The sequence below is a fragment of the Clostridium autoethanogenum DSM 10061 genome, assembly GCF_001484725.1.
Lineage (GTDB): Bacteria > Bacillota > Clostridia > Clostridiales > Clostridiaceae > Clostridium_B > Clostridium_B ljungdahlii.
The window spans coordinates 796,750-816,266 of sequence record NZ_CP012395.1 but is presented as its reverse complement, the minus strand read 5'-3'; the positions used below and the strand labels follow the sequence as shown (position 1 = coordinate 816,266).

Genomic DNA, 19,517 nt, shown 5'->3' with positions numbered 1-19,517 from the left:
AGTTCTTGGCATCAGATGGAGTTTTAACTCCACCTGGTGCTTATTAACAATCTTCTAAGTGCTTTTTTAGCACTTAGAAGACGTTATCCTTTAGGAAAAATCGTTATTCAGGGACGTAGCTGCTCGCAACATACACTTGGATAAGTGGAAGTATTAGAGCAGGTAGTCATCGGATAAATAGAAAAATTCATTCACATATACATTTTTTAAATCATAGATTAAATTATATGTACATTAATAATATTTATTCGGAGGCGGCTTCTTATGTGTGGAATTGCAGGATGGATTAATTTAAAAGAGGACATTTCCAAAAACAGAGATGTTATTTTAAATATGACAGATACTTTAAAGAAAAGAGGACCTGATGATGCAGGCTATTACTTTTCTAAAAATGCACTCTTAGGACACAGAAGACTTGTAGTTGTGGATCCTTCTGGTGGTGCACAGCCTATGTCAAAAAGTGTAGGTGGCAGGAGATATATTATTGTATACAATGGAGAACTTTATAATACTGAGGATTTAAGAAAGTTACTTGTAAAAGAAAATTATTCTTTCAAATCCTATTCTGATACAGAGGTACTTCTAACCAGTTACATCCATTGGGGAATAAATTGTTTGAAACATATAAATGGAATATATGCTTTTGCAATATGGGATGAAAGTAAAAATCAGATATTTATGGCAAGAGATCCATTAGGAGTAAAACCACTATTTTATACAGTAAAAGATAATTCACTTATATTTGGTTCAGAAATAAAAACATTACTGGCCCATCCCTTTATTGAACCTGTAGTTGATAGGGATGGCCTGACTGAAATATTTGCCCTTGGACCTGCTAGATCTTTGGGTGGAGGTGTATTTAAAGGTATATATGAAGTACCACCTGCTAATTATGTTCTATATGATAGATATGGTATTAAGCTGCGAGAATACTGGAAACCACAGTGTAAAATTCACAATGAAGATACAGAAACAACGGCTCAGCATGTAAAAACACTGCTTGTAGATGCCATTAAGAGACAGCTTGTAGCAGATGTACCCGTTTGTACACTGCTTTCAGGAGGACTTGATTCTAGTGTTATATCTACAGTAGCTGCAGCAGAGTTTAAAAAACAAGGAAAGACTTTAAATACCTACTCTATTGATTATGAAGATAATGACAAATATTTTAAAGCAAATTCTTTTGAACCTACACCAGATAGAGTCTGGGCATTAAAAATGTCGGATTATATAAAAAGTGTTCATCATGGGATTATAAATACAAGCTCTGATTTAGCAGATGCCCTTTATGATTCTGTAAGAGCTAGCGATTTGCCTGGAATGGCAGACATTGATTCCTCACTATATCTTTTTTGCAAGGAAATAAGGAAAGACAATACAGTTGCACTGTCAGGTGAATGTGCAGATGAAATTTTTGGAGGATATCCGTGGTATAGAAGACCTGAAGACATTAATGCAGATACTTTTCCATGGTCAAAATCTATTAATTCAAGAAAGGAAATATTGTCTGATGAATTAAAGGCACTTGATTTGGAGGAATATTTAAATGAACAATATAAAAGTAGTATAAAACAGGTGCCTCACATAGATGGTGAATCCAAATTAGAGTACAGAATGAGAGAATTATTTTATTTAAATATAAAATGGTTTATGATAACACTTTTAAATAGAAAAGATCGTATGAGTATGTCTAATAGTTTGGAGGTTAGAGTACCTTTTGCAGATTATAGATTGGTAGAGTATGCTTTTAATATACCACCAGAGATAAAATTTTATAAAGGAAGAGAAAAGGGCTTACTGAGAAAGGCACTAGAAGGAATACTGCCAAAGGAAATTGTTGAAAGGAAAAAGAGCCCTTACCCAAAAACTCATAACCCTGAATATACAAAAATAGTTACAAAACGGATGTCAGATATTATGAAAGACAAGAGTTCTCCTATTTTGCCGCTTATAGATAAAAAATCAGTTAAGACATTAATAGATACAGGAGGATCTTCTTTTAAAGCACCTTGGTTTGGCCAACTTATGAGAGGACCACAGCTTCTTGCATATCTTATTCAGGTAAATACATGGCTTAAAGAGTATAATATCAAGATAGAATTTTAAAAAATAGAGTTTCTAGCTTGAAAGTTAACTTATACAGGTAATGTAATGACAAATTTTAGCACCATAAAAACTTTTGACAAGTCTAAAGTTCGGTATTTTGAAAATCTCATACAGTGGTATTCTTAAAAATAAACGTATAACAGAGATACTTTATTGTATGTTTTCTAACTTAAAAATCAACTTATACGCAGGTATATTTTTACAATAATGAAGCTCATTTAAATATTTTGTAAATAAGGCTTAGTAAAAAATTCGTAAAAACTTAGAACTTTTGAATTGTTTGAGGTACGAGTTTTCAAAAGTTCTTAGATTTTTTAGAATTTTTTACTTAGGCTTATCACAATATTTAACTGAGCTAAATGTTGTAAAAAATATCCGGAGTATAAATTGATTTTTTTGATTAGAAAATCTTATTTAGCATCCTTTAGTACAGCATTCATGCTGCCAGTTTTATAGCCTAATAGATCTAAGGTTACATATGTAAAACCTATTTCTTTTAATTTTTGTCCAACCTTATCCATTATATCTACATTAAAAAACTTAGATCTTTCTTCTGGATCAACTTCAATTCGGGCAATTTCGTTGTGATGTCTTACCCTAACTTGTTTAAAACCTAAATCCATAAGAAATTGCTCTGCATCTTCTACCATTTTTAGTTTTTGACTGTTGATCTCATTTCCGTAAGGAAATCTGGAAGCTAGGCATGCAAAAGAAGGCTTGTTCCAGGTTGGAAGTCCTATTCTTTTTGAAAGATTTCTAATATCTTCTTTGGTAAGCTCAGCTTCTTTTAAAGGACTTAATATGCCTAGTTCTTTAGCTGCTTTCATGCCAGGTCTAAAATCTCCAGTATCATCTAAATTTGCTCCATCTAAAACATAAGCTACATTATTTTCTTTTGCAATTTCTTTTAGTTTTGAAAATAATTCTTTTTTGCAATAATAACATCTGTCTACAGGATTTTCTTTATAGCCTTTAATGTCGAGTTCTTCTGATTCTATAATCAGGTGTCTTACCCCTATTGATTTAGCATATTTTTTAGCTTCGTCTAATTCCCTTTTAGGATAAGTAGATGAAGCAGCGGTAACTGCTATTACTTTATCTTCAAGGATATCATGGGCAATTTTTAGCAAAAAAGTACTGTCTACTCCACCCGAAAAAGCAATTACTCCACTTTTAATATTTCTCAAATTTTCTTTTAAGTCTTCTAGTTTTAAATTTGTTATATCCATAATTATCCCCCTAATATGCTATAGTTTTAAGTTCATGTATAGTATAACATAGAATTTACAATATGATTTAAAATCATATCCTTGTGTGTTAAAATGAAATATATACTAAAAAAGACACATAGGGGGGTGCTTTTTATGAAAAGCACAAATTCAAAAAATATTTTTGAAATAAGATATGTAAAACTAGCTTTTGATTCAGTATCTATTTATAGAAATTTACTTGAAGATGAAGTAATAAAAAATTTGAGAAATCTTATAAGCTATATTGATATGGAGAAAATCAATATAGGTTACACTGCAAACATGTACAATGATTTCTTTTTTAAATTAGTAAACAGTGGATATTGTTCTCTACAGGAATATATCATGGATAAAGTGATTTTCAATGAAAATCCATTTTCCATGAAAGCTGAAAACAAAGAATTAAAAAAGAAAAATGATGTAATTAAGGAAGCTGCTAAAAACGATTTAAGAAATCTTTGTTGTATTGCTAAATTAACTTCCACAGATGTAAAGGAAAGTGTGTTAAAGTATATTTCTGACAGTAAATTAAAACATGTAGTAGAGAGATTACCGGAGTGGAAAACAGAACTTGATTTTCAAGGAATAAATAGTCCAGGGTATGTAAGAGACATAAAAGAAAAAATTTATAATAGCGGTAGCTGGGATGAATGTGTAGATGATATTCAAGATTTTCATAATCACTATGGTTGTGGAATTTTTGCTCGTTACAGGGCTTTTATGTGGGAACATATTGAGGGCAAAGGCTGCTTTAAGGGAATTGAAAATCCAGATCCCATTGATCTTTCAGATCTTATTGGATATGAGAGAGAGCACCAAATAGTAATAGAAAATACACTGCAGTTTTTAAATGGATTTTTTGCAAACAATGTACTTCTTCATGGAGATAGGGGTACAGGTAAATCATCCACGGTAAAAGCCATACTCAATAAATATTATACTCAAGGACTTCGTATGATTGAACTTCCAAAATCTTATCTTGTTGATTTTCCCAATATAATAAGAAAATTAAAAAACAGGCCTGAAAAATTTATTATATTTATAGATGACCTTGTATTTGGGGATGATGAAGAAAGTTATACTGCACTTAAGTCTATACTTGAAGGAGGACTTGAAAATAAATCCTCTAATATTATAATATATGCTACATCAAATAGGAGACATCTTGTAAAAGAATATTTTAATGAGAGAATGATGTCTTCCTATTCCGGATCAGAAGGGGAAGTACATGAAGGAGATAGTGTGCAAGAAAAACTTTCACTGGCAGATAGATTTGGAATAAATGTAGTATTTGTATCTCCAGATAAAAATAAGTATTTGCAGATTGTAGATGGAATAGCTGAAAGAAGAAAATTAAATATAGACAAAGATACTTTACATAGAGAGGCTCTTAAGTGGGAACTTTGGTACAATGGACGTTCTGCAAGAACTGCAAGACAATTTGTAGATTGGATAGAAGGGCATAACATTATAGAGAAAAATAATATTAATTAAAAGAAAAACTCAGGAAATCAAATTCCTGAGTTTTATTTATTTATTCAGATAAATCTCTAAGCTTGTCTACCAATTCGGATAAGTTATTTATGGAAGAATCTATTTCGTGAATTTTGGAGAATTGGTTATTGAAAGTATCTTTTGTTGATGCAAGGCCTTCAGATATTTTGGCTACAGATTTTTCTATTTCAGTTAATGTAGAATTTATTTCGTTTATAGACTTACTGCTGGAATTAGATAACTTTCTTATCTGGTTTGCTACTACTGTAAATCCTTTTCCCCGATCTCCAGCTCTTGCTGCTTCAATAGATGCATTTAATCCCAGTAGATTAGTTTCAGATGCTATATTTCTTATAAAATTTAAAACTTCATCTGTATTTTTAGTTTTATCAGAGGCATCGTTTACTTCTGATAATAAAACCTCGTTATGTTTTGTCATTTCATCTATGTCAGAAGACAGTACACTTGAGGTTTCTGAAAGAGTTTCTATTGCACTTGACAGTACTTTAGACATCTCAACAAATTTATTGTGTCTTTCCAAACTTTTTACGAGTACTATGCTTCCTATGATTTCATTACCTTCCTTTACAGGTAGTCCTATAGCTTTTATTTCTACACCAAAAGTTTCTTTAGGAACTATAGTAGAAATAGGTTTTCTTGCTTTTATACATTCATAAGCTGCGCCAGTAGGTCTTAAAGGATCACCTGGTTTTGCATTCATATTAATGTTTTTGCTATTTACTACTCTTAAAAAATGAGTTGTAGTTGACATGGTAAAGGCTATTTCATCATCAAAAAAGTAATGCATATAAGGGATTAAGGTATCAAAAGCTTGTTGCAACTTATTATTAATTTCTAATTCGTCCATAAGTATTATGTACCTCCAAATTTTTATGGTATAGTTAAACATTTTCACATATAACTATATCATATATTTTAAATAAGACAAATTTCTAATTGTCGCTAACAAAAATTAAAAGTAACATTTATTAATTTGATTAATATTATAGAAGTATAGAACAGATGATGAAAAGTGAGAATCAATAAATATTTATAAAAATATTAAAAGAAGACAAGGAGGGAAACTTTATGTCATGTAGATGTGGGGGTTACGGAAAAGAGGTAGTAATAATTATAATAATATTATTACTATGCTGCGGTTGTGGTTGTGGACGTTGCTAGTTACTAATACTAAAAAAGCAAATTTCTTAACTTAGCAGTAACCTTTATAAACTTAATTAATATAATAAAGTGTAGAGCAAATGATGAGAAATTAGATAGCTTAGAATTATTTTAGGAAGATAAGGAGGGTTCTTTATGTCATGTAGACACGATGGTAGAGGAAGAGAAGTAGTAATAATAATAATACTGTTATTGTTATGTTGCGGATGTGGATGCAGAAGATAATTGTACAATAAGTAGTAGGGAAGGAAACGAAATTTTCGTTTCCTTTTCTTCATTTAAAAGAAAAGTTATTATTATATGTTATTTACTCTTTAGACTTAGTAACATATGTTACAGATTTTGTGACTGCATTTTATTATAATATAGACAGTAAAGTAAGGAGGAGAAAATACTATGATAAGAAAAATTGTTAATATAAATAAAGAGAAATGCAATGGATGTGGACTTTGCGTAAATGCATGTCATGAAGGTGCTATTGAACTTGTAAAGGGAAAAGCTGAACTTATAAGTGATGAGTACTGTGACGGACTTGGTGACTGTCTTCCTGAATGTCCTACAGGAGCTATAAGCATAATTGAAAGAGAAAGTAAGGATTATGACGAGGAACTAGTTGCTAAAAAGGCTAAAAAAAAGGAAAAGAAAGAAGTTATGCCCTGTGGATGTCCAGGTACAGCAGCTAGAAAGATAGAGAGAGCTTCAGATAAAAATGTGCATATAGATAAAAAGAATTCAGAAAATTTTAGTGCTGCTTCTGAGTTAACACAGTGGCCTGTTCAATTAAGGCTTATAAATACCAATGCACCTTATCTTAGAAATGCAAAGTTACTTGTAGCGGCTGATTGTACTGCATATGCCTGTGGAGATTTTCATAAAAAATTTATAAAGGATCACATTACAGCAATAGGGTGTCCTAAGTTAGACGACATTAAATATTATGAAGATAAATTAACTGAAATTATAGAGAAAAATGATTTGAAAAGTATAACTGTAGTGAGAATGGAAGTACCATGCTGCTTAGGCATTGTAAATGCAGTGAAAAATGCAATGCTTAGGGCAAAGACAATAATTCCTTATGAAGAAGTTATAATATCAATTTAGACAATTCACAATTAATGAGGATTTTCAGCGAAAGTTGAAAATCCTTTAAATTTATTTTGACTTCAGGCAAAATTTTATTAATTGTAAATTGTTAACTGTCAACTGTTTTCAAAGGTTCCATATACTACTGGTTTGTAATTTTGAACCATAATTCTACCTTTACTTATGAGAGTATGTATGTTTAGTTTTTTATCCAATAAAATTAGATCAGCATCATAACCTTCAAGGAGAGAGCCCTTATGTTCAAATTTTAGAAATTTTGCAGGGGATGAAGTGAAAGGAATGATGGATTCTTCCATAGATAGCCCCATTTTTATACACTCTCTTATTGATTCCATATCTGTAGATGGAAGTCCTACAGTTAATTTTGTTAGATTGCCTTTATCATCAAATATAGGCATGCTTCCTCCTGCATCAGAGCTCATAGTTACGTGATAAGGAGATATATTTTCCTTTAGAATTTTACTGTAGAGTTCAGGGGCACTTTGAGCAGTATCCCCTTCATTTTTAATTCCAGTAGTTATATCTATAAATCCACCTATTTTTAAATATTCTAAGGCTTGCTTGGATACTAAACTGTTTCTATTTAAATGTGTAGGCAGCAAGTTTTCAAAAGGTATGTCTGATTTATCTATTAAATCAAATAGAGGAGTCATACCTTTTTTACCATCTCCTAGATGCATGTGAAGTACACCACATTTGCCTGAAATGATTCCACCTATTCTTGTTTCACAAGCTAAATGTATTAAATCTTCTTCAGAAGGATGACTGTCCCTGTGATCGGATACAGCTATTTCACCAGCCCCTATTATTTTATCTACAAGTACAATATCTCCTCTCACACTGTCTGTAAGAGTCCTCGTGGGAACGGAGTAACACCCTGTCCAGCAGTATGTTGTTATGCCTTCCTTTTCAAGAGCCCGGGCTTTAGCTATAAGTCCACCCATATTTCTTGTAATTCCATCTGTTCCCAAAAGCCCTACACAGGTAGTGATACCGTTCAAAGTAAGATTTGTAAGGTTTAGTTCAGGAGTTCTGTTATTGAAGCCTCCTTCACCTCCGGCTCCATTTATATGTATGTGGAGATCAATCAAACCGGGAATTGCAATTAAATCATCGCCATCTATTATTTCAACTGTAGGAAAATTATTAGATGGAAAGTTTATCTTTTTAGATATGTAAGATATTTTATCAAAACAGGTTAATATACTTTTTTTACCCATAGATTTAGGATTAAATAATTCTACATTTTTTATTAAAATCATTTTTTAGCACATCCTTAAATATATTTTGCCGATATTTTTATTATGATTTAAATATAAAAGTTTTAACCATTTTAAATATATTTATCTAAACCCCTTATAGAAATTTCCCCAGATATTAATTTTTCAAAAGAACCATTTTCATATTGTACGATTAATCTACCATCCTCAGCTAGATCTACTGCTTTTGCCTGTCTTTCACTTTTATTTTGAATTATACGTATATTTTTACCTATAGCAGCAGAATTATTTTTGCATACTTCTATAGAGGATTCAATAGTCCCTTTTTGAACGAATTCTTCATATAGAGGTTCAAATTTATTTAATATAGTACCTAAGATAACTTTTCTATCCATAGTTGATCCTGTTTCTATTTTAAGAGAAGTGGCTTTATTTAAAATATCTTCTTGGAAATCTTCTTTGTTTAAGTTTACATTTATGCCTATTCCAGGAATTACATAATTTACTTTATTTAACTCACCGCTCATTTCTGTCAAAATACCGCAAACCTTTTTACCATCTATTACTATATCATTTGGCCATTTTACTTTAGCCTCTATTTTTAATTCTTTTAATCCTTCTATTATGGCAGCAGCAATTATCTGTGTTATCTTTGGAACTTCCATAGGATTTACATTCGGCCTCAATATTATAGAAAAATATATACTTTTATATTTAGGAGATGACCATGTTCTGCCGATCCTGCCGCGTCCTGCAGTTTGTTCTTCGGCTATAATTATAGTTCCATTTTCTTCTTCCTGTTCAGCTAATTTTTTTGCTGTGGTATTTGTAGATCCTATGCTTTCATAATGAATAATTTTTTTGCCTATATATTTTGTATTCAAATAGCCCTTAATTTCTTCAGAAGTAAGTATATCAGGGGAACTTATAAGTTTATATCCTTTTTTAGAGGAAGAGTCTATAGTATAACCTTCTTCCTTTAATGCTTTTATATATTTCCATATAGCAGTACGACTTACACCTAATTTCTCACTTATAAGTTGACCGGAAACAAAGTCATTTCTATTTTCTTTTAGTAAGTAAAGAACTTCATAATGTTTCATGTAAAAACCACCTTATTATAATACTTAATGGTATTATAACACAGTTGTACTATTAAATATTTGTTAGGTTTATATTAAAAAAATAAAATTTATCTGTAAATTCCTGCTTAAAAGTAATATAATCAATTTAAAGAAGTTAATATTAAATAGGGGGTTTTCTTATGTTAAACGGAAAAAAAATTCGTGATATAAGAGTAAGTTTGGGATATACTACTTTGGATATTCAAAATCTTGCTAAAGATACCAGATTTCAAACTTCAATTTCAAAATCTTATTTGGAAGAATTGGAGAGAGGAGATAAGAAAAATCCAAGCCTTGAAAAAGTTGCAGTGATTGCAAAGATACTTGGCTGTAAAATTGATGATTTAATATTAAGTGCATGATTGCCGTAAAAACTTCTTAAATAAAAGTTATAATAGATGAATTATTTTAAAACACTTATATAATTAAGGATTTATCACTGAAGGTGAAGATGATCTCAGGATAAATCCTATTTTTTTATTTTAATCTCTCAAGTGATAAACAGAGTTCTTGGCATAAGATGAAGTATTAGAGCAGGTAGTCATCAGATAAAAAAATTAAATTAAGTTCTAGCTTAAAAATAGACATTAGGCGTATACTAATTAGAAGAGAAGGTGGAAATTATGTTGGATTTATGCTTATTAGGATGTGGGGGAAGTATGCCTGTGCCAGATAGGTACCTTACATCTATGATAGCATCTTATAATGGAAAAAAACTACTTATAGATTGTGGTGAGGGAACTCAAGTTAGCTTAAAAATACTTGGATGTAAAATAAAAAATATAGATGTAATTTTATTTACACACTTTCATGCAGACCACATAGCAGGTCTGCCAGGATTGCTTCTTACCATAGCTAATTCTGGCAGAAATATGCCTATCACGATAATTGGACCTATAGGATTAAGAAAAGTAATAGAGGGACTTATGGTAATAGCACCTGTGCTCCCCTATAGCATAAACTTACTTGAACTTTGTGGTAAAGAAAGTTACTTTGAAAAAATAGGAGATTTTAATATAGATGTATTACCTGTAGACCACGGAATGCCATGTTTTGCATATTCCATAGGTGTAGATAGAAATAGAAAATTTGATAGAGACAAAGCTTTAAAAAATCAAGTGCCGTTAATCCTCTGGAACAGACTTCAAAAGGGAGAAAAGATAGAATATGGAGAAAAAATATATACTCCTGAAATGGTACTTGGAGATAAAAGAAGTGGATTAAAAGTGTCTTATTGTACCGATTCAAGACCAACCCATGAATTAGCTCAATTTGTAGAAAAATCTGATGTATTTATATGTGAGGGGATGTATGGAGAAGATGAAAATATTTCAAAGGCCATTCAGTATAAACATATGTTATTTTCAGAAGCAGCTGCTCTTGCCAAAAGGGCGGAAGTGGGAGAATTGTGGCTTACTCATTTTAGTCCTTCTATGCCTAAACCAGAATTGTATCTACAAAATGCCCAAAGTATATTTGAAAAAACAGTGCTTGGAAAAGATAGATATGTAAAAAGTATAAATTTTAAAGATTAGAAATTACAAATAAATGACTATGACCTGGGTAGTAATATTATATGTTTTACCCTATAATAAAATTATGGGAAAAATTTTATTGTGAGGTGATTTTTTAAATGATAGAACATCATAATGATATGGATACATTTTTTAAGAACTTAGAGGAAGATATAATTCTTTTTAAAAATAAAGCACTGGTAAATATAAATGAGTATATGTTTATGCTCTACTGGAAGATAGGAAATTTAATTTTAATGAGAGAAAAAGAAGGCTGCGAGTCGGAATTTATAAGTGAAACAGTAGAATATCTTAAAGGTAAGTTCCCAGGTAATCTATGCTTTACAGAAAAGAATTTAGAAAATATGGCTAGATTTGCTGAAGAATATAATTCTCAGGATTATGTAAGTCAATTGTCATCTAAAATAAGCTGGTCGTGTAACTTAATTCTCATGAATAAGATAAGAAATGTTGATAAAAGAAAAGAATACATAGATAAGATGTGGGAAAAAGATTGGTCCGTTGAAGATTTAATAGGGGAGATAGATAAAGAGTGTGGAATTGAGGAATTAGACTATGCAGAACTTTTTAATGCAGAATCCCCTGAAAAAGAAAATATTGAAAGTAAAAGCATTATTACTTCTGAGGAAAAAGACTCTGAAGAAGAAAAGAATGAAGAAAAAACAAAAACAAAATCTGAAGACAGTTTTTGTTTCATAAAGGATGCTATTTCAAAAGAACAGGGAGAAGATCTATCTGAAGGTGATATTAAAAAATTTTCTCCTATACTAAAAGATGAGTATCTCATGGATTTTATGGACATTTCAGATGAAATTAAAGAAAAGGCTTTTCAACAGCATTTTATAAAGAGTGTAGTAGAATTTTTCCTGGAATTGAATTCTGGATTTGCCTTAGTAGGAAAAAAACATCATATGGAACTTTCAGGTGGAGATTATTATGAGGATTTACTTTTTTACAATTTGAAATTAAAATGTTATATAGCTGTTGAACTAAAAATAGGGAAATTTAAACCAGAATATCTTGGAATTTTAACTTTCCATCTTTCTGCCATGGATGACTCAGTAAGAGATGAAGGGGACAACTCATCTATAGGTATAGTTTTATGTAAGGATGGAGAAAAGCTAATTGTACAGTATGCCTTTAAGGATGTAGATGATCCTAAAAATGCAGAATATATGTTAAGTGAAAATATACCAGAGCAATTTGAAGGAATATTACCTACTATAAAGGAAATAGGACGTGGAATTAAGATAAAATTAAAAGATTGAAAAAAGGATATTGAATGAAACTTCAGGACTATAAGGCATTTGAAAGAAAATAGGATAGCATACTGACAAGTTATTCCTTTGAAAATGCCATATAAACCTGAGGTTTTTTTAAGGACAAATTTCGGTACTTACTAAAGGATGTGATTTAATATGGAGTCAAAAAACAGAAATATAATAATTGCAATAATGCTAGCTACATTTCTTGGTGCTGTAGAAGGAACTGTTGTAACTACGGCTATTCCAACTATTGTGAAAAGCTTAAATGGGTTTGAATTAATGAGCTGGATATTTTCTATGTACTTACTTACTTCTACTATAACTACGCCTATATATGGTAAATTATCAGATTTATATGGAAGAAAAAATACATTAATTGTAGGAATATCAATATTTTTATTAGGAAGCTTTTTATGTGGAATATCTATGAATATGTATTCACTTATAGCTTTTCGTGCTCTTCAAGGAATAGGTGCAGGCTCAATATTTACAGTAACATATACTATAGTTGGAGATTTATTTGCTGCTTCTGAGAGGGCAAAGATTCAAGGATGGGTAGGTACAGTGTGGGGAGTTGCTAGTCTACTTGGCCCTTTCTTAGGAGGATTTCTAATAGATACACTCTCCTGGCACTGGATATTTTTTATAAATATACCTTTTGGAATAATTTCTATAGTGCTTCTTAAAAATAATTTAAAGGAGAATTTTAAGAAGAGGAAAGTAAGAATAGATTATATGGGAACACTGGTTTTAACTACTTCCATAGTGCTTATTTTGTATGGATTTTTAAGTGTCGGGAAAAAAAGTTCGCCTGACATGGTTCTTCCAGTTATATGCATAGGTGTAGCTTTAGCACTTATGTTTGTATTTTATTTTGTGGAAAAAAAGTCGGAGGAGCCTATCATGCCTTTTGAAATATTTACAAGAGTCAACATAGTTGTCAGTATAATAGGCTTTTTAGTATCAGCTTCACTAATTGCAATTGATGTATATATGCCAATTTATATTCAAAATGTACTTGGATTTGGAGCAACTATTTCAGGCATTTGTATTGCTCCTATGTCATTTACCTGGCTTATATCTTCTATAGTTCTTTCAAAATGGCTGACTATATATAAGGAAAAAAGTATAATTTTAATATGTTCCATTATATTGTTGCTTTCTAGTTTCATTTTATTGACTTTTAGTGTAGGTTCAGCATTACCTTGGATTATATTGTGTGTCTCTATAATGGGTTTTGGTTTTGGAGGTACTTTTACAATTGTCACTATAGTGGTGCAGGATTCTGTAAACTATGATATGAGAGGAGCAGCTACGGCATCAAATATTCTTCTTCGAAATTTAGGACAAACCATAGGTGTGAGCATATTCGGTACTATATTTAATTTAAGTATAATAAAGTATTTCCAGAACATAGGAATAAAAGACATAAATCCAAGTAATCTTTATTCTTCATCTATTTTAAATAGTGGTGTTTCACTTCAATTGATAAAGAAATCTTTGATTTCAGGTTTGCATCTTTTATTTATATGCGTTATTGGAATAAATTTGATTTCTTTCTTATTTGGATTACTTTTTCCAAAGAAATTCAAAATAAAGTAAAAAAATTTTCTATATTACCATGAGATACTTGATTTTAAGTACTCATGTTACAAAATATAGTTTCATACAATATACTAAGAATAATATAGAAAGGTATATTTATGAAGAAAAGGGATGGATATTATATTCAATTAGATAGCGCAGCTGAAAACATGCTTAGGAGGGCAAATTTTTTAGGATGTGGTCATAATGGAATTGTTTATTTATTAGAAGATAATAATAGAGTGATTAAAATATTTAAAAGCAAATATGTTTGCAGAAGTGAATATAACATATTACAAAAAACTAGTAAGAGCAAGTATTTTCCTAAAATATATTCTCATGGGCTTTATTATATTGTGAGAAGTTATGCAAAAGGGGAGAGACTTGATTACTACATTAAACAAAATGGGTTAAATGAAAAAGTTGCAAAGAACATTATTAATCTTATTAAAGAGTTTCAGAAACTCAAGTTTACTAAACTGGATATAAGGTGTAAGGACTTATATTTATGTAAAGATTCTTCCATAAAAGTAATAGATCCTAAAAATAATTATTCCAAATGCTGCGATTATCCAAGACATTTAATGAAAGGATTAGATAAATTGGGAGTATTAGATGAATTTTTAGAATTTGTAAAAGAAGACTATGGTGAAGTTTATGAAGATTGGAACTATAAAATAAAAAGGTATTTATGCAGGGGGATAAAGTAATAGATATTTAATACACTTCAGTGTATATTTAAAGTATAATTATTTATAAATACAGTGGCAACAGGGAGGCAAATATGGTTTTTATAGTAACAGCATTACATTGTGAGGCAAAGCCATTTATAGAAAGGTTTGATTTAAAAAGGGATAATTCCGTAAATAAAATTCAAGTTTTTAAAAATGAAGAAATTGTACTTATAGTAAGTAAAACTGGAGCAATAAATATGGCTTCTGCTTGTGCATATATTATAGCTAAATTTGAAGCTGACCAATACGATACCTTTATAAATATAGGCGTTTGTGGAAGTAAAGATAGAACGTTTCAAATTGGAACATTAGTACTTTGTAATAAAATAATTGATAACATTACGGATAAGGATTTTTATCCTGACATGATATTTAAACATCCTTTTAAAGAAGCATGTTTGGAGAGTTTTGCAAAAATAGTGGATGAAAATGATCTAGAAAAAATAAGAGGAGACATTGTAGACATGGAAGGAGCTGCTTTTTTTCAAGCGGTATCTATATTTATGCCGCCCCATAGAATTTATTCTTTGAAGATAGTATCTGACTATTTGGATGGAACAAATGTAACTGGGGAAAAAGTTACTGAATTAATTTGTGAACAGTTAGATGAAATATGTAGTTGGATACAGGATATCGAACACGAATGTGCAAAACCTAAGGATATATTGGATGAAAAGGACATGAACTATATAAATGAAATAGTATGCAATTTTAATTTATCTGTTTCCATGCAGCACCAGTTAAAGAAGTTAGCTAAAGGATATAAGGTTAGAAATGATAACTTAATCCTAGCTCTTGAGCCCTTTACCCAGATTTACTGTAAGACTAAATATGAGAGGAAGATGTATTTTGAAAAACTTGTACAACAGCTTGAACTTATGTAGTTTTTCTCATATTTATGTGGAAAAAGGGGTTATTGAAAATGAAAATACAAAGAGGATACTGTCTAAGTTTAAAAAATCCAATGTTATAAAAATAAATCATTATAAAGATGTATTTTGCAGACACAATCAAGATTTTCTGGTGCAAAAAAAGTCTCCTAAACTAATACTTGCACGCAATGATGGAAACTTAATTTATGAAGGTGCAAGGGTATGTGATGATTTTGGAAATGAACATTTTTATTATACTTCATCTATTATGAATTGCTTGTATAATTGCGAGTATTGTTATTTGCAAGGAGTTTATTCTTCGGCAAATATAGTTCTATTTGTGAATTTGGAAGATGTTTTCAAACAGGTGGAGTGTATTCTAAAAAAGCACTCCGTTTATTTATGTATATCTTATGATACGGATCTTATGGCCTTTGAAAATATAACAGGTTTTATTAGAAAATGGATACAGTTTGCAGAAAAACATAATAATTTAAAAATAGAGGTAAGAACTAAAAGTTCCAATTTTAAAAGTATAGAAGATGTGGTGCCGCAGGATAATGTAATACTTGCATGGACTCTTTCACCAGAAGAAATTTGCAGGAAATATGAAATGAGTGCTCCAAGTTTTAGGCCCAGGTTGAATAGTATTAAAAGTGCTGTAGATAGGGGATGGAAGGTGAGAGTTTGCTTTGATCCACTGTTATATGTACATAATTGGGAAAAATATTATAAAAATTGTGTAAAAGATACATTTAGGGCTATTCCGGAAGAAAATATACAGGATGTGAGTATTGGTGTATTTAGAATTGGAAAGGATTATTTAAAGAACATGGAGAAAATGAATCCACAATCGCTATTATTGGCTTATCCATTTAAAATTGCAGATGGAACTTGCAGTTATTCAGAAGAGCATCATAAGCTTTTGGTCAATTTTGTATATGATCTGGTTTGCAAATATGTTAAAAAATCTAAAGTGTTTGTACAATAAAAATAATGCAAAATTACAGAGAGGGTGTAAGGATGAAAACTGCAATTGTGACGGGAGCTTCTTCAGGTATAGGATTTGAAATAGCTCAGAGACTATTGAATATGGGTTATAAGGTTTACGGATTTGGTAGAGATTTTTCCAAGGTAGAATTTGATAGTTCTAATTTTATAAGGGAAATCTGTGATATAACAAATACAAATAAATTCTTCCAGAGAATAGATGAAATAAAGGCCAAAGGTGAAATATTTTTACTTGTGAATAATGCCGGAGTAGGATACTTTGGCCCCCATGAAGAATTAAATCCTAGAAAGATACATGAAATGATAACGGTGAATTTAGAAGTACCTATGGTACTCTGTAGTATACTGATGAGGCAGCTTAAGAAAAATAAGGGAGTTATAATAAATATATCATCAGTTACAGCAAAGGAAATAAGCACTTATGGTTGTGCTTATTCTGCTACAAAAGCAGGGTTAACTCATTTTTCTGAAAGTCTTTTTAGTGAAGTGAGAAAAACAGGTGTAAAAATAATAACAATACATCCAGATATGACAAAATCAAATTTCTATAGAAATGCAAATTTCAGTGAAGATGATAGTAGTGAAGACTTTTATATAAGTTGTAAAGATACAGCAGATGTGGTGGAATGGGTACTTAGGGAACCTTCTAACTTGGTAGTAACAGAACTTACTTTAAAACCTCAAAAGCATAGAATAAAGAGAAAGTAGTAAAATATCCACAAATATATTATATTTGTGGATATTTTTAACTTTTGTAACAGAAGGTTTAATGTTATAATACAGATGTATTTTGTTAAAAAAATAACTAAGATTAGGAGTGGTTAAAGATGTCAAGAATTATTATTTCTACAGGAAAATATGTACAGGGAAACGGTGAGCTTAAAAATATATCTAACTACGTTGAAAATCTTGGAGATAGTTTTTTTATCATAGCTAGTGAAAATGGAATTAAGAGAACAAGAGATGCAATAGAAGAAAGTTTTAAAGGAAAAGATTCTTTGTTAGCATTTGAAGCTTTTAATGGAGAATGTTCCAAAAATGAAATAGATAGACTGTGTAAAAAGTTAAAAGAAAATAAAAATAATGTTGTAATTGGCATAGGAGGAGGAAAGATATTTGATACAGCAAAAGCTGTAGCATATTATGCCAAAGTCCCAGTTGTAATAGTTCCAACTATAGCAGCAACAGATGCTCCATGTAGTGCACTTTCTGTAATATATACAGATGAAGGTGTATTTAGTGAATATCTGGCACTTCCTAAAAATCCAGATCTTGTACTTGTAGATTCATCTATAGTTGCAAAAGCACCTGTAAGGCTTTTAGTTTCAGGTATGGGAGATGCATTAGCTACTTATTTTGAGGCAAGAGCTTGTGTCAGATCAGGGGCTGTTACTATGTCAGGCGGAAAGGCTACAAAAGCTGCTTTTGCACTTTCAAAGTTATGCTATGATACGCTTTTAGAAGATGGTCTCAAAGCTAAAATGGCGGTTATAAATAAAGTCCCAACTAAAGCTGTAGAAAATATAATTGAGGCAAATACTTATTTAAGTGGAGTTGGATTTGAAAGCAGCGGACTTGCAGCTGCCCATGCTATTCATAATGGATTTACAGCACTTGAGGAATGTCATGGATTATATCATGGAGAAAAAGTTGCTTTTGGAGCTTTAGTTCAATTGGTTCTTGAAAACAGCCCTATGGAAGAAATAGAAGAGGTCATAGACTTTTGTTTGCAAGTTGGTCTTCCAATTACATTAAATGATTTGGGTATTAAGAAGGTAAATAATGAAGATATAATGAAGGTAGCTGAAATTTCCTGTGCTGAAAATGACACTATGCATAATATGCCATTTGAAGTTACAAAGGAGGATGTATATTCTGCTATACTTGCTGCAGATGAATTAGGAAAGCAATATAAATAGGTATTTAAGTAAAAAATCAACTTATACGCAGTATAAGTTGATTTTTTACTTAGAAGTCTATATATTTTGAGAGAAGGAGCTCTGTTAGTATTTTTGCTATGATGCTTTCAGCTCCTTGATTTAAATTCATTTTATTTTCCATTATTCCATCCATGCCTCCCCTTGTAAAGTTATCTACAAGTGATTTTTTTGCGGAATTTTTACCTAAAAACCATTCATAACATAATTTTGCTTTATCCAAGTATTTTGTGTCTTTAAGTAATTTGTAAGCTTCCATATACATAAGAGCTGTTCCGCAGGCCTCTAAAGGCTGTTCATCAAATTCGCATGGATGAGAATCATTTCTTTTAAACCAACCATTATTTCCTATAGGTTTAAAATAATCCTGTTTAAAACACTGCTGCTCCAAAAAATTTAAAGCTTCTAGGGCAATATCTAGATACTCCCTATTGTTTAATGCATTGCTACTTTTTAAAAGGCACCAGGGAAATATGCCATTACCATAAGTGAGACTATTTTCAAACCACTTCCAGGAATCACTGCTGTAACATTTAAAATTCTCTACAAGAGAATCTGAGAGCGTAATTATATCTTCTTTTACAGTATACTTTGAAATTTTAAATGTAGAACTGGTTTCTAAAAGTTCATCGTAAATCAAATTTAGTCCCAAAAGGCAGTAAGCTTTACTGTGAGTGTAAGACAGTGACTTTACATTGGGTAAGGCTTTTAATATCATATTTTCAACTGCATGTTTTATAGAGGATGGAATAATTTTTGATTGGAGCGTATACCCTAGTGACCACAGGCATCTTCCAAAACAATCTTCAGAGCCTTCCTCTTCAATGAAATTTCTATTGTAGGCCATAAAATTTTTAAAAGTTCCTCTTTTATTTTGAGCATAGAGCAAAAATGAAGTGTATGTAAAAATTAATTTTATATACTTTTCACTTTTGAATTTTTCATACAGCATTACAGCTACAATGAGAGCCCTTGCATTGTCATCTGTAGTGTATCCTGAATTTGGATCCGGAACTGAAAATACACTGTGCTGTATCATTCCAGTATCGTCAGTCATGATAAAAAGGGGTACAGAATCTTTTTCTTCAAAGGTAAGCAT

General features: G+C 30.9%; 17 protein-coding genes. 12 read left to right on the top strand and 5 right to left on the bottom strand.

The genetic code is table 11. The features are described from left to right. The first annotated feature begins 264 nt into the window (after positions 1-264). Positions 265-2,106 carry an asparagine synthase (glutamine-hydrolyzing) gene (asnB, locus tag CLAU_RS03530; RefSeq protein WP_013239320.1) on the top strand — a complete coding sequence of 614 codons (1,842 nt, stop codon included), beginning with the start codon at positions 265-267 and terminating at the stop codon, positions 2,104-2,106. Positions 2,107-2,516: 410 nt separating this feature from the next. Here the strand turns inward: asnB and larE are convergent, their stop codons facing one another. Beyond that, positions 2,517-3,335: an ATP-dependent sacrificial sulfur transferase LarE gene (gene larE / locus CLAU_RS03525; RefSeq protein WP_013239319.1), complete on the bottom strand. Its 819-nt coding sequence runs from the start codon at positions 3,333-3,335 to the stop codon at positions 2,517-2,519. A gap of 135 nt (positions 3,336-3,470) precedes the next feature. On the opposite strand from larE, the gene CLAU_RS03520 reads away from it, so the two are divergent. Continuing rightward, positions 3,471-4,850, top strand: coding sequence for an ATP-binding protein (locus CLAU_RS03520; protein ID WP_013239318.1), 1,380 nt, complete (start codon positions 3,471-3,473; stop codon positions 4,848-4,850). Between the two features lie 40 nt (positions 4,851-4,890). On the opposite strand, the gene CLAU_RS03515 is transcribed toward CLAU_RS03520, so the two are convergent. Then, positions 4,891-5,718, bottom strand: a complete 828-nt coding sequence (locus CLAU_RS03515) for a methyl-accepting chemotaxis protein (protein WP_013239317.1) — start codon at positions 5,716-5,718, stop codon at positions 4,891-4,893. Between the two features lie 710 nt (positions 5,719-6,428). Here CLAU_RS03515 and CLAU_RS03510 point away from each other — a divergent pair. Further along, positions 6,429-7,133, top strand: a complete 705-nt coding sequence (locus CLAU_RS03510) for an ATP-binding protein (RefSeq protein ID WP_013239316.1) — start codon at positions 6,429-6,431, stop codon at positions 7,131-7,133. Positions 7,134-7,231: 98 nt separating this feature from the next. Here CLAU_RS03510 and iadA read toward each other — a convergent pair whose 3' ends face one another. Both iadA and CLAU_RS03500 read right to left on the bottom strand, forming a co-directional pair. Next, on the bottom strand, positions 7,232-8,398 hold the full coding sequence (gene iadA, locus CLAU_RS03505) for a beta-aspartyl-peptidase (RefSeq protein ID WP_013239315.1): 1,167 nt from the start codon (positions 8,396-8,398) through the stop codon (positions 7,232-7,234). Positions 8,399-8,469: 71 nt separating this feature from the next. Next, the gene (locus CLAU_RS03500; protein ID WP_013239314.1) at positions 8,470-9,459 is read right to left on the bottom strand and encodes a biotin--[acetyl-CoA-carboxylase] ligase; all 990 of its coding nucleotides are present in this window, start codon (positions 9,457-9,459) and stop codon (positions 8,470-8,472) included. A 161-nt stretch (positions 9,460-9,620) separates the two neighbouring features. Between CLAU_RS03500 and CLAU_RS03495 the strand changes: the two genes are divergently transcribed. The 9 genes from CLAU_RS03495 (at position 9,621) to CLAU_RS03455 (ending at position 18,400) form a co-directional block, all read left to right on the top strand. Further along, entirely contained in the window at positions 9,621-9,842 is a 222-nt protein-coding gene (locus CLAU_RS03495; protein WP_013239313.1) for a helix-turn-helix domain-containing protein, read from the top strand. Between the two features lie 261 nt (positions 9,843-10,103). Then, on the top strand, positions 10,104-11,015 hold the full coding sequence (locus tag CLAU_RS03490) for a ribonuclease Z (RefSeq protein WP_013239312.1): 912 nt from the start codon (positions 10,104-10,106) through the stop codon (positions 11,013-11,015). Between the two features lie 98 nt (positions 11,016-11,113). After that, entirely contained in the window at positions 11,114-12,283 is a 1,170-nt protein-coding gene (locus CLAU_RS03485) for a PDDEXK nuclease domain-containing protein (protein WP_013239311.1), read from the top strand. A gap of 150 nt (positions 12,284-12,433) precedes the next feature. Next, positions 12,434-13,882, top strand: coding sequence for an MDR family MFS transporter (locus tag CLAU_RS03480; RefSeq protein ID WP_013239310.1), 1,449 nt, complete (start codon positions 12,434-12,436; stop codon positions 13,880-13,882). A gap of 101 nt (positions 13,883-13,983) precedes the next feature. Beyond that, positions 13,984-14,574, top strand: a complete 591-nt coding sequence (locus tag CLAU_RS03475) for a protein kinase-like protein (RefSeq protein ID WP_013239309.1) — start codon at positions 13,984-13,986, stop codon at positions 14,572-14,574. Between the two features lie 74 nt (positions 14,575-14,648). Continuing rightward, positions 14,649-15,482: a 5'-methylthioadenosine/S-adenosylhomocysteine nucleosidase family protein gene (locus tag CLAU_RS03470; RefSeq protein WP_013239308.1), complete on the top strand. Its 834-nt coding sequence runs from the start codon at positions 14,649-14,651 to the stop codon at positions 15,480-15,482. Continuing rightward, the gene (locus CLAU_RS03465; RefSeq protein ID WP_013239307.1) at positions 15,448-16,461 is read left to right on the top strand and encodes an SPL family radical SAM protein; all 1,014 of its coding nucleotides are present in this window, start codon (positions 15,448-15,450) and stop codon (positions 16,459-16,461) included. Before CLAU_RS03470 ends, CLAU_RS03465 begins: the two co-directional genes overlap by 35 nt. Positions 16,462-16,493: 32 nt before the next feature. Then, entirely contained in the window at positions 16,494-17,189 is a 696-nt protein-coding gene (locus CLAU_RS03460; protein ID WP_023161957.1) for an SDR family oxidoreductase, read from the top strand. 119 nt (positions 17,190-17,308) lie between these two features. Further along, entirely contained in the window at positions 17,309-18,400 is a 1,092-nt protein-coding gene (locus tag CLAU_RS03455; RefSeq protein ID WP_013239305.1) for a glycerol dehydrogenase, read from the top strand. 49 nt (positions 18,401-18,449) lie between these two features. On the opposite strand, the gene CLAU_RS03450 is transcribed toward CLAU_RS03455, so the two are convergent. Next, positions 18,450-19,517 (bottom strand): AGE family epimerase/isomerase, encoded by a 1,068-nt coding sequence (locus CLAU_RS03450; RefSeq protein WP_013239304.1) that lies wholly within the window; start codon positions 19,515-19,517, stop codon positions 18,450-18,452.

What these genes read in the sequence shown, in the direction of transcription:
- asnB (WP_013239320.1), top strand. Translation starts at nt 265, where the DNA reads ATGTGTGGAATTGCAGGATGGATTAATTTAAAAGAGGACATTTCCAAA.
- larE (WP_013239319.1), bottom strand. Translation starts at nt 3,335, where the DNA reads ATGGATATAACAAATTTAAAACTAGAAGACTTAAAAGAAAATTTGAGA.
- CLAU_RS03520 (WP_013239318.1), top strand. Translation starts at nt 3,471, where the DNA reads ATGAAAAGCACAAATTCAAAAAATATTTTTGAAATAAGATATGTAAAA.
- CLAU_RS03515 (WP_013239317.1), bottom strand. Translation starts at nt 5,718, where the DNA reads ATGGACGAATTAGAAATTAATAATAAGTTGCAACAAGCTTTTGATACC.
- CLAU_RS03510 (WP_013239316.1), top strand. Translation starts at nt 6,429, where the DNA reads ATGATAAGAAAAATTGTTAATATAAATAAAGAGAAATGCAATGGATGT.
- iadA (WP_013239315.1), bottom strand. Translation starts at nt 8,398, where the DNA reads ATGATTTTAATAAAAAATGTAGAATTATTTAATCCTAAATCTATGGGT.
- CLAU_RS03500 (WP_013239314.1), bottom strand. Translation starts at nt 9,459, where the DNA reads ATGAAACATTATGAAGTTCTTTACTTACTAAAAGAAAATAGAAATGAC.
- CLAU_RS03495 (WP_013239313.1), top strand. Translation starts at nt 9,621, where the DNA reads ATGTTAAACGGAAAAAAAATTCGTGATATAAGAGTAAGTTTGGGATAT.
- CLAU_RS03490 (WP_013239312.1), top strand. Translation starts at nt 10,104, where the DNA reads ATGTTGGATTTATGCTTATTAGGATGTGGGGGAAGTATGCCTGTGCCA.
- CLAU_RS03485 (WP_013239311.1), top strand. Translation starts at nt 11,114, where the DNA reads ATGATAGAACATCATAATGATATGGATACATTTTTTAAGAACTTAGAG.
- CLAU_RS03480 (WP_013239310.1), top strand. Translation starts at nt 12,434, where the DNA reads ATGGAGTCAAAAAACAGAAATATAATAATTGCAATAATGCTAGCTACA.
- CLAU_RS03475 (WP_013239309.1), top strand. Translation starts at nt 13,984, where the DNA reads ATGAAGAAAAGGGATGGATATTATATTCAATTAGATAGCGCAGCTGAA.
- CLAU_RS03470 (WP_013239308.1), top strand. Translation starts at nt 14,649, where the DNA reads ATGGTTTTTATAGTAACAGCATTACATTGTGAGGCAAAGCCATTTATA.
- CLAU_RS03460 (WP_023161957.1), top strand. Translation starts at nt 16,494, where the DNA reads ATGAAAACTGCAATTGTGACGGGAGCTTCTTCAGGTATAGGATTTGAA.
- CLAU_RS03455 (WP_013239305.1), top strand. Translation starts at nt 17,309, where the DNA reads ATGTCAAGAATTATTATTTCTACAGGAAAATATGTACAGGGAAACGGT.
- CLAU_RS03450 (WP_013239304.1), bottom strand. Translation starts at nt 19,517, where the DNA reads ATGCTTACCTTTGAAGAAAAAGATTCTGTACCCCTTTTTATCATGACT.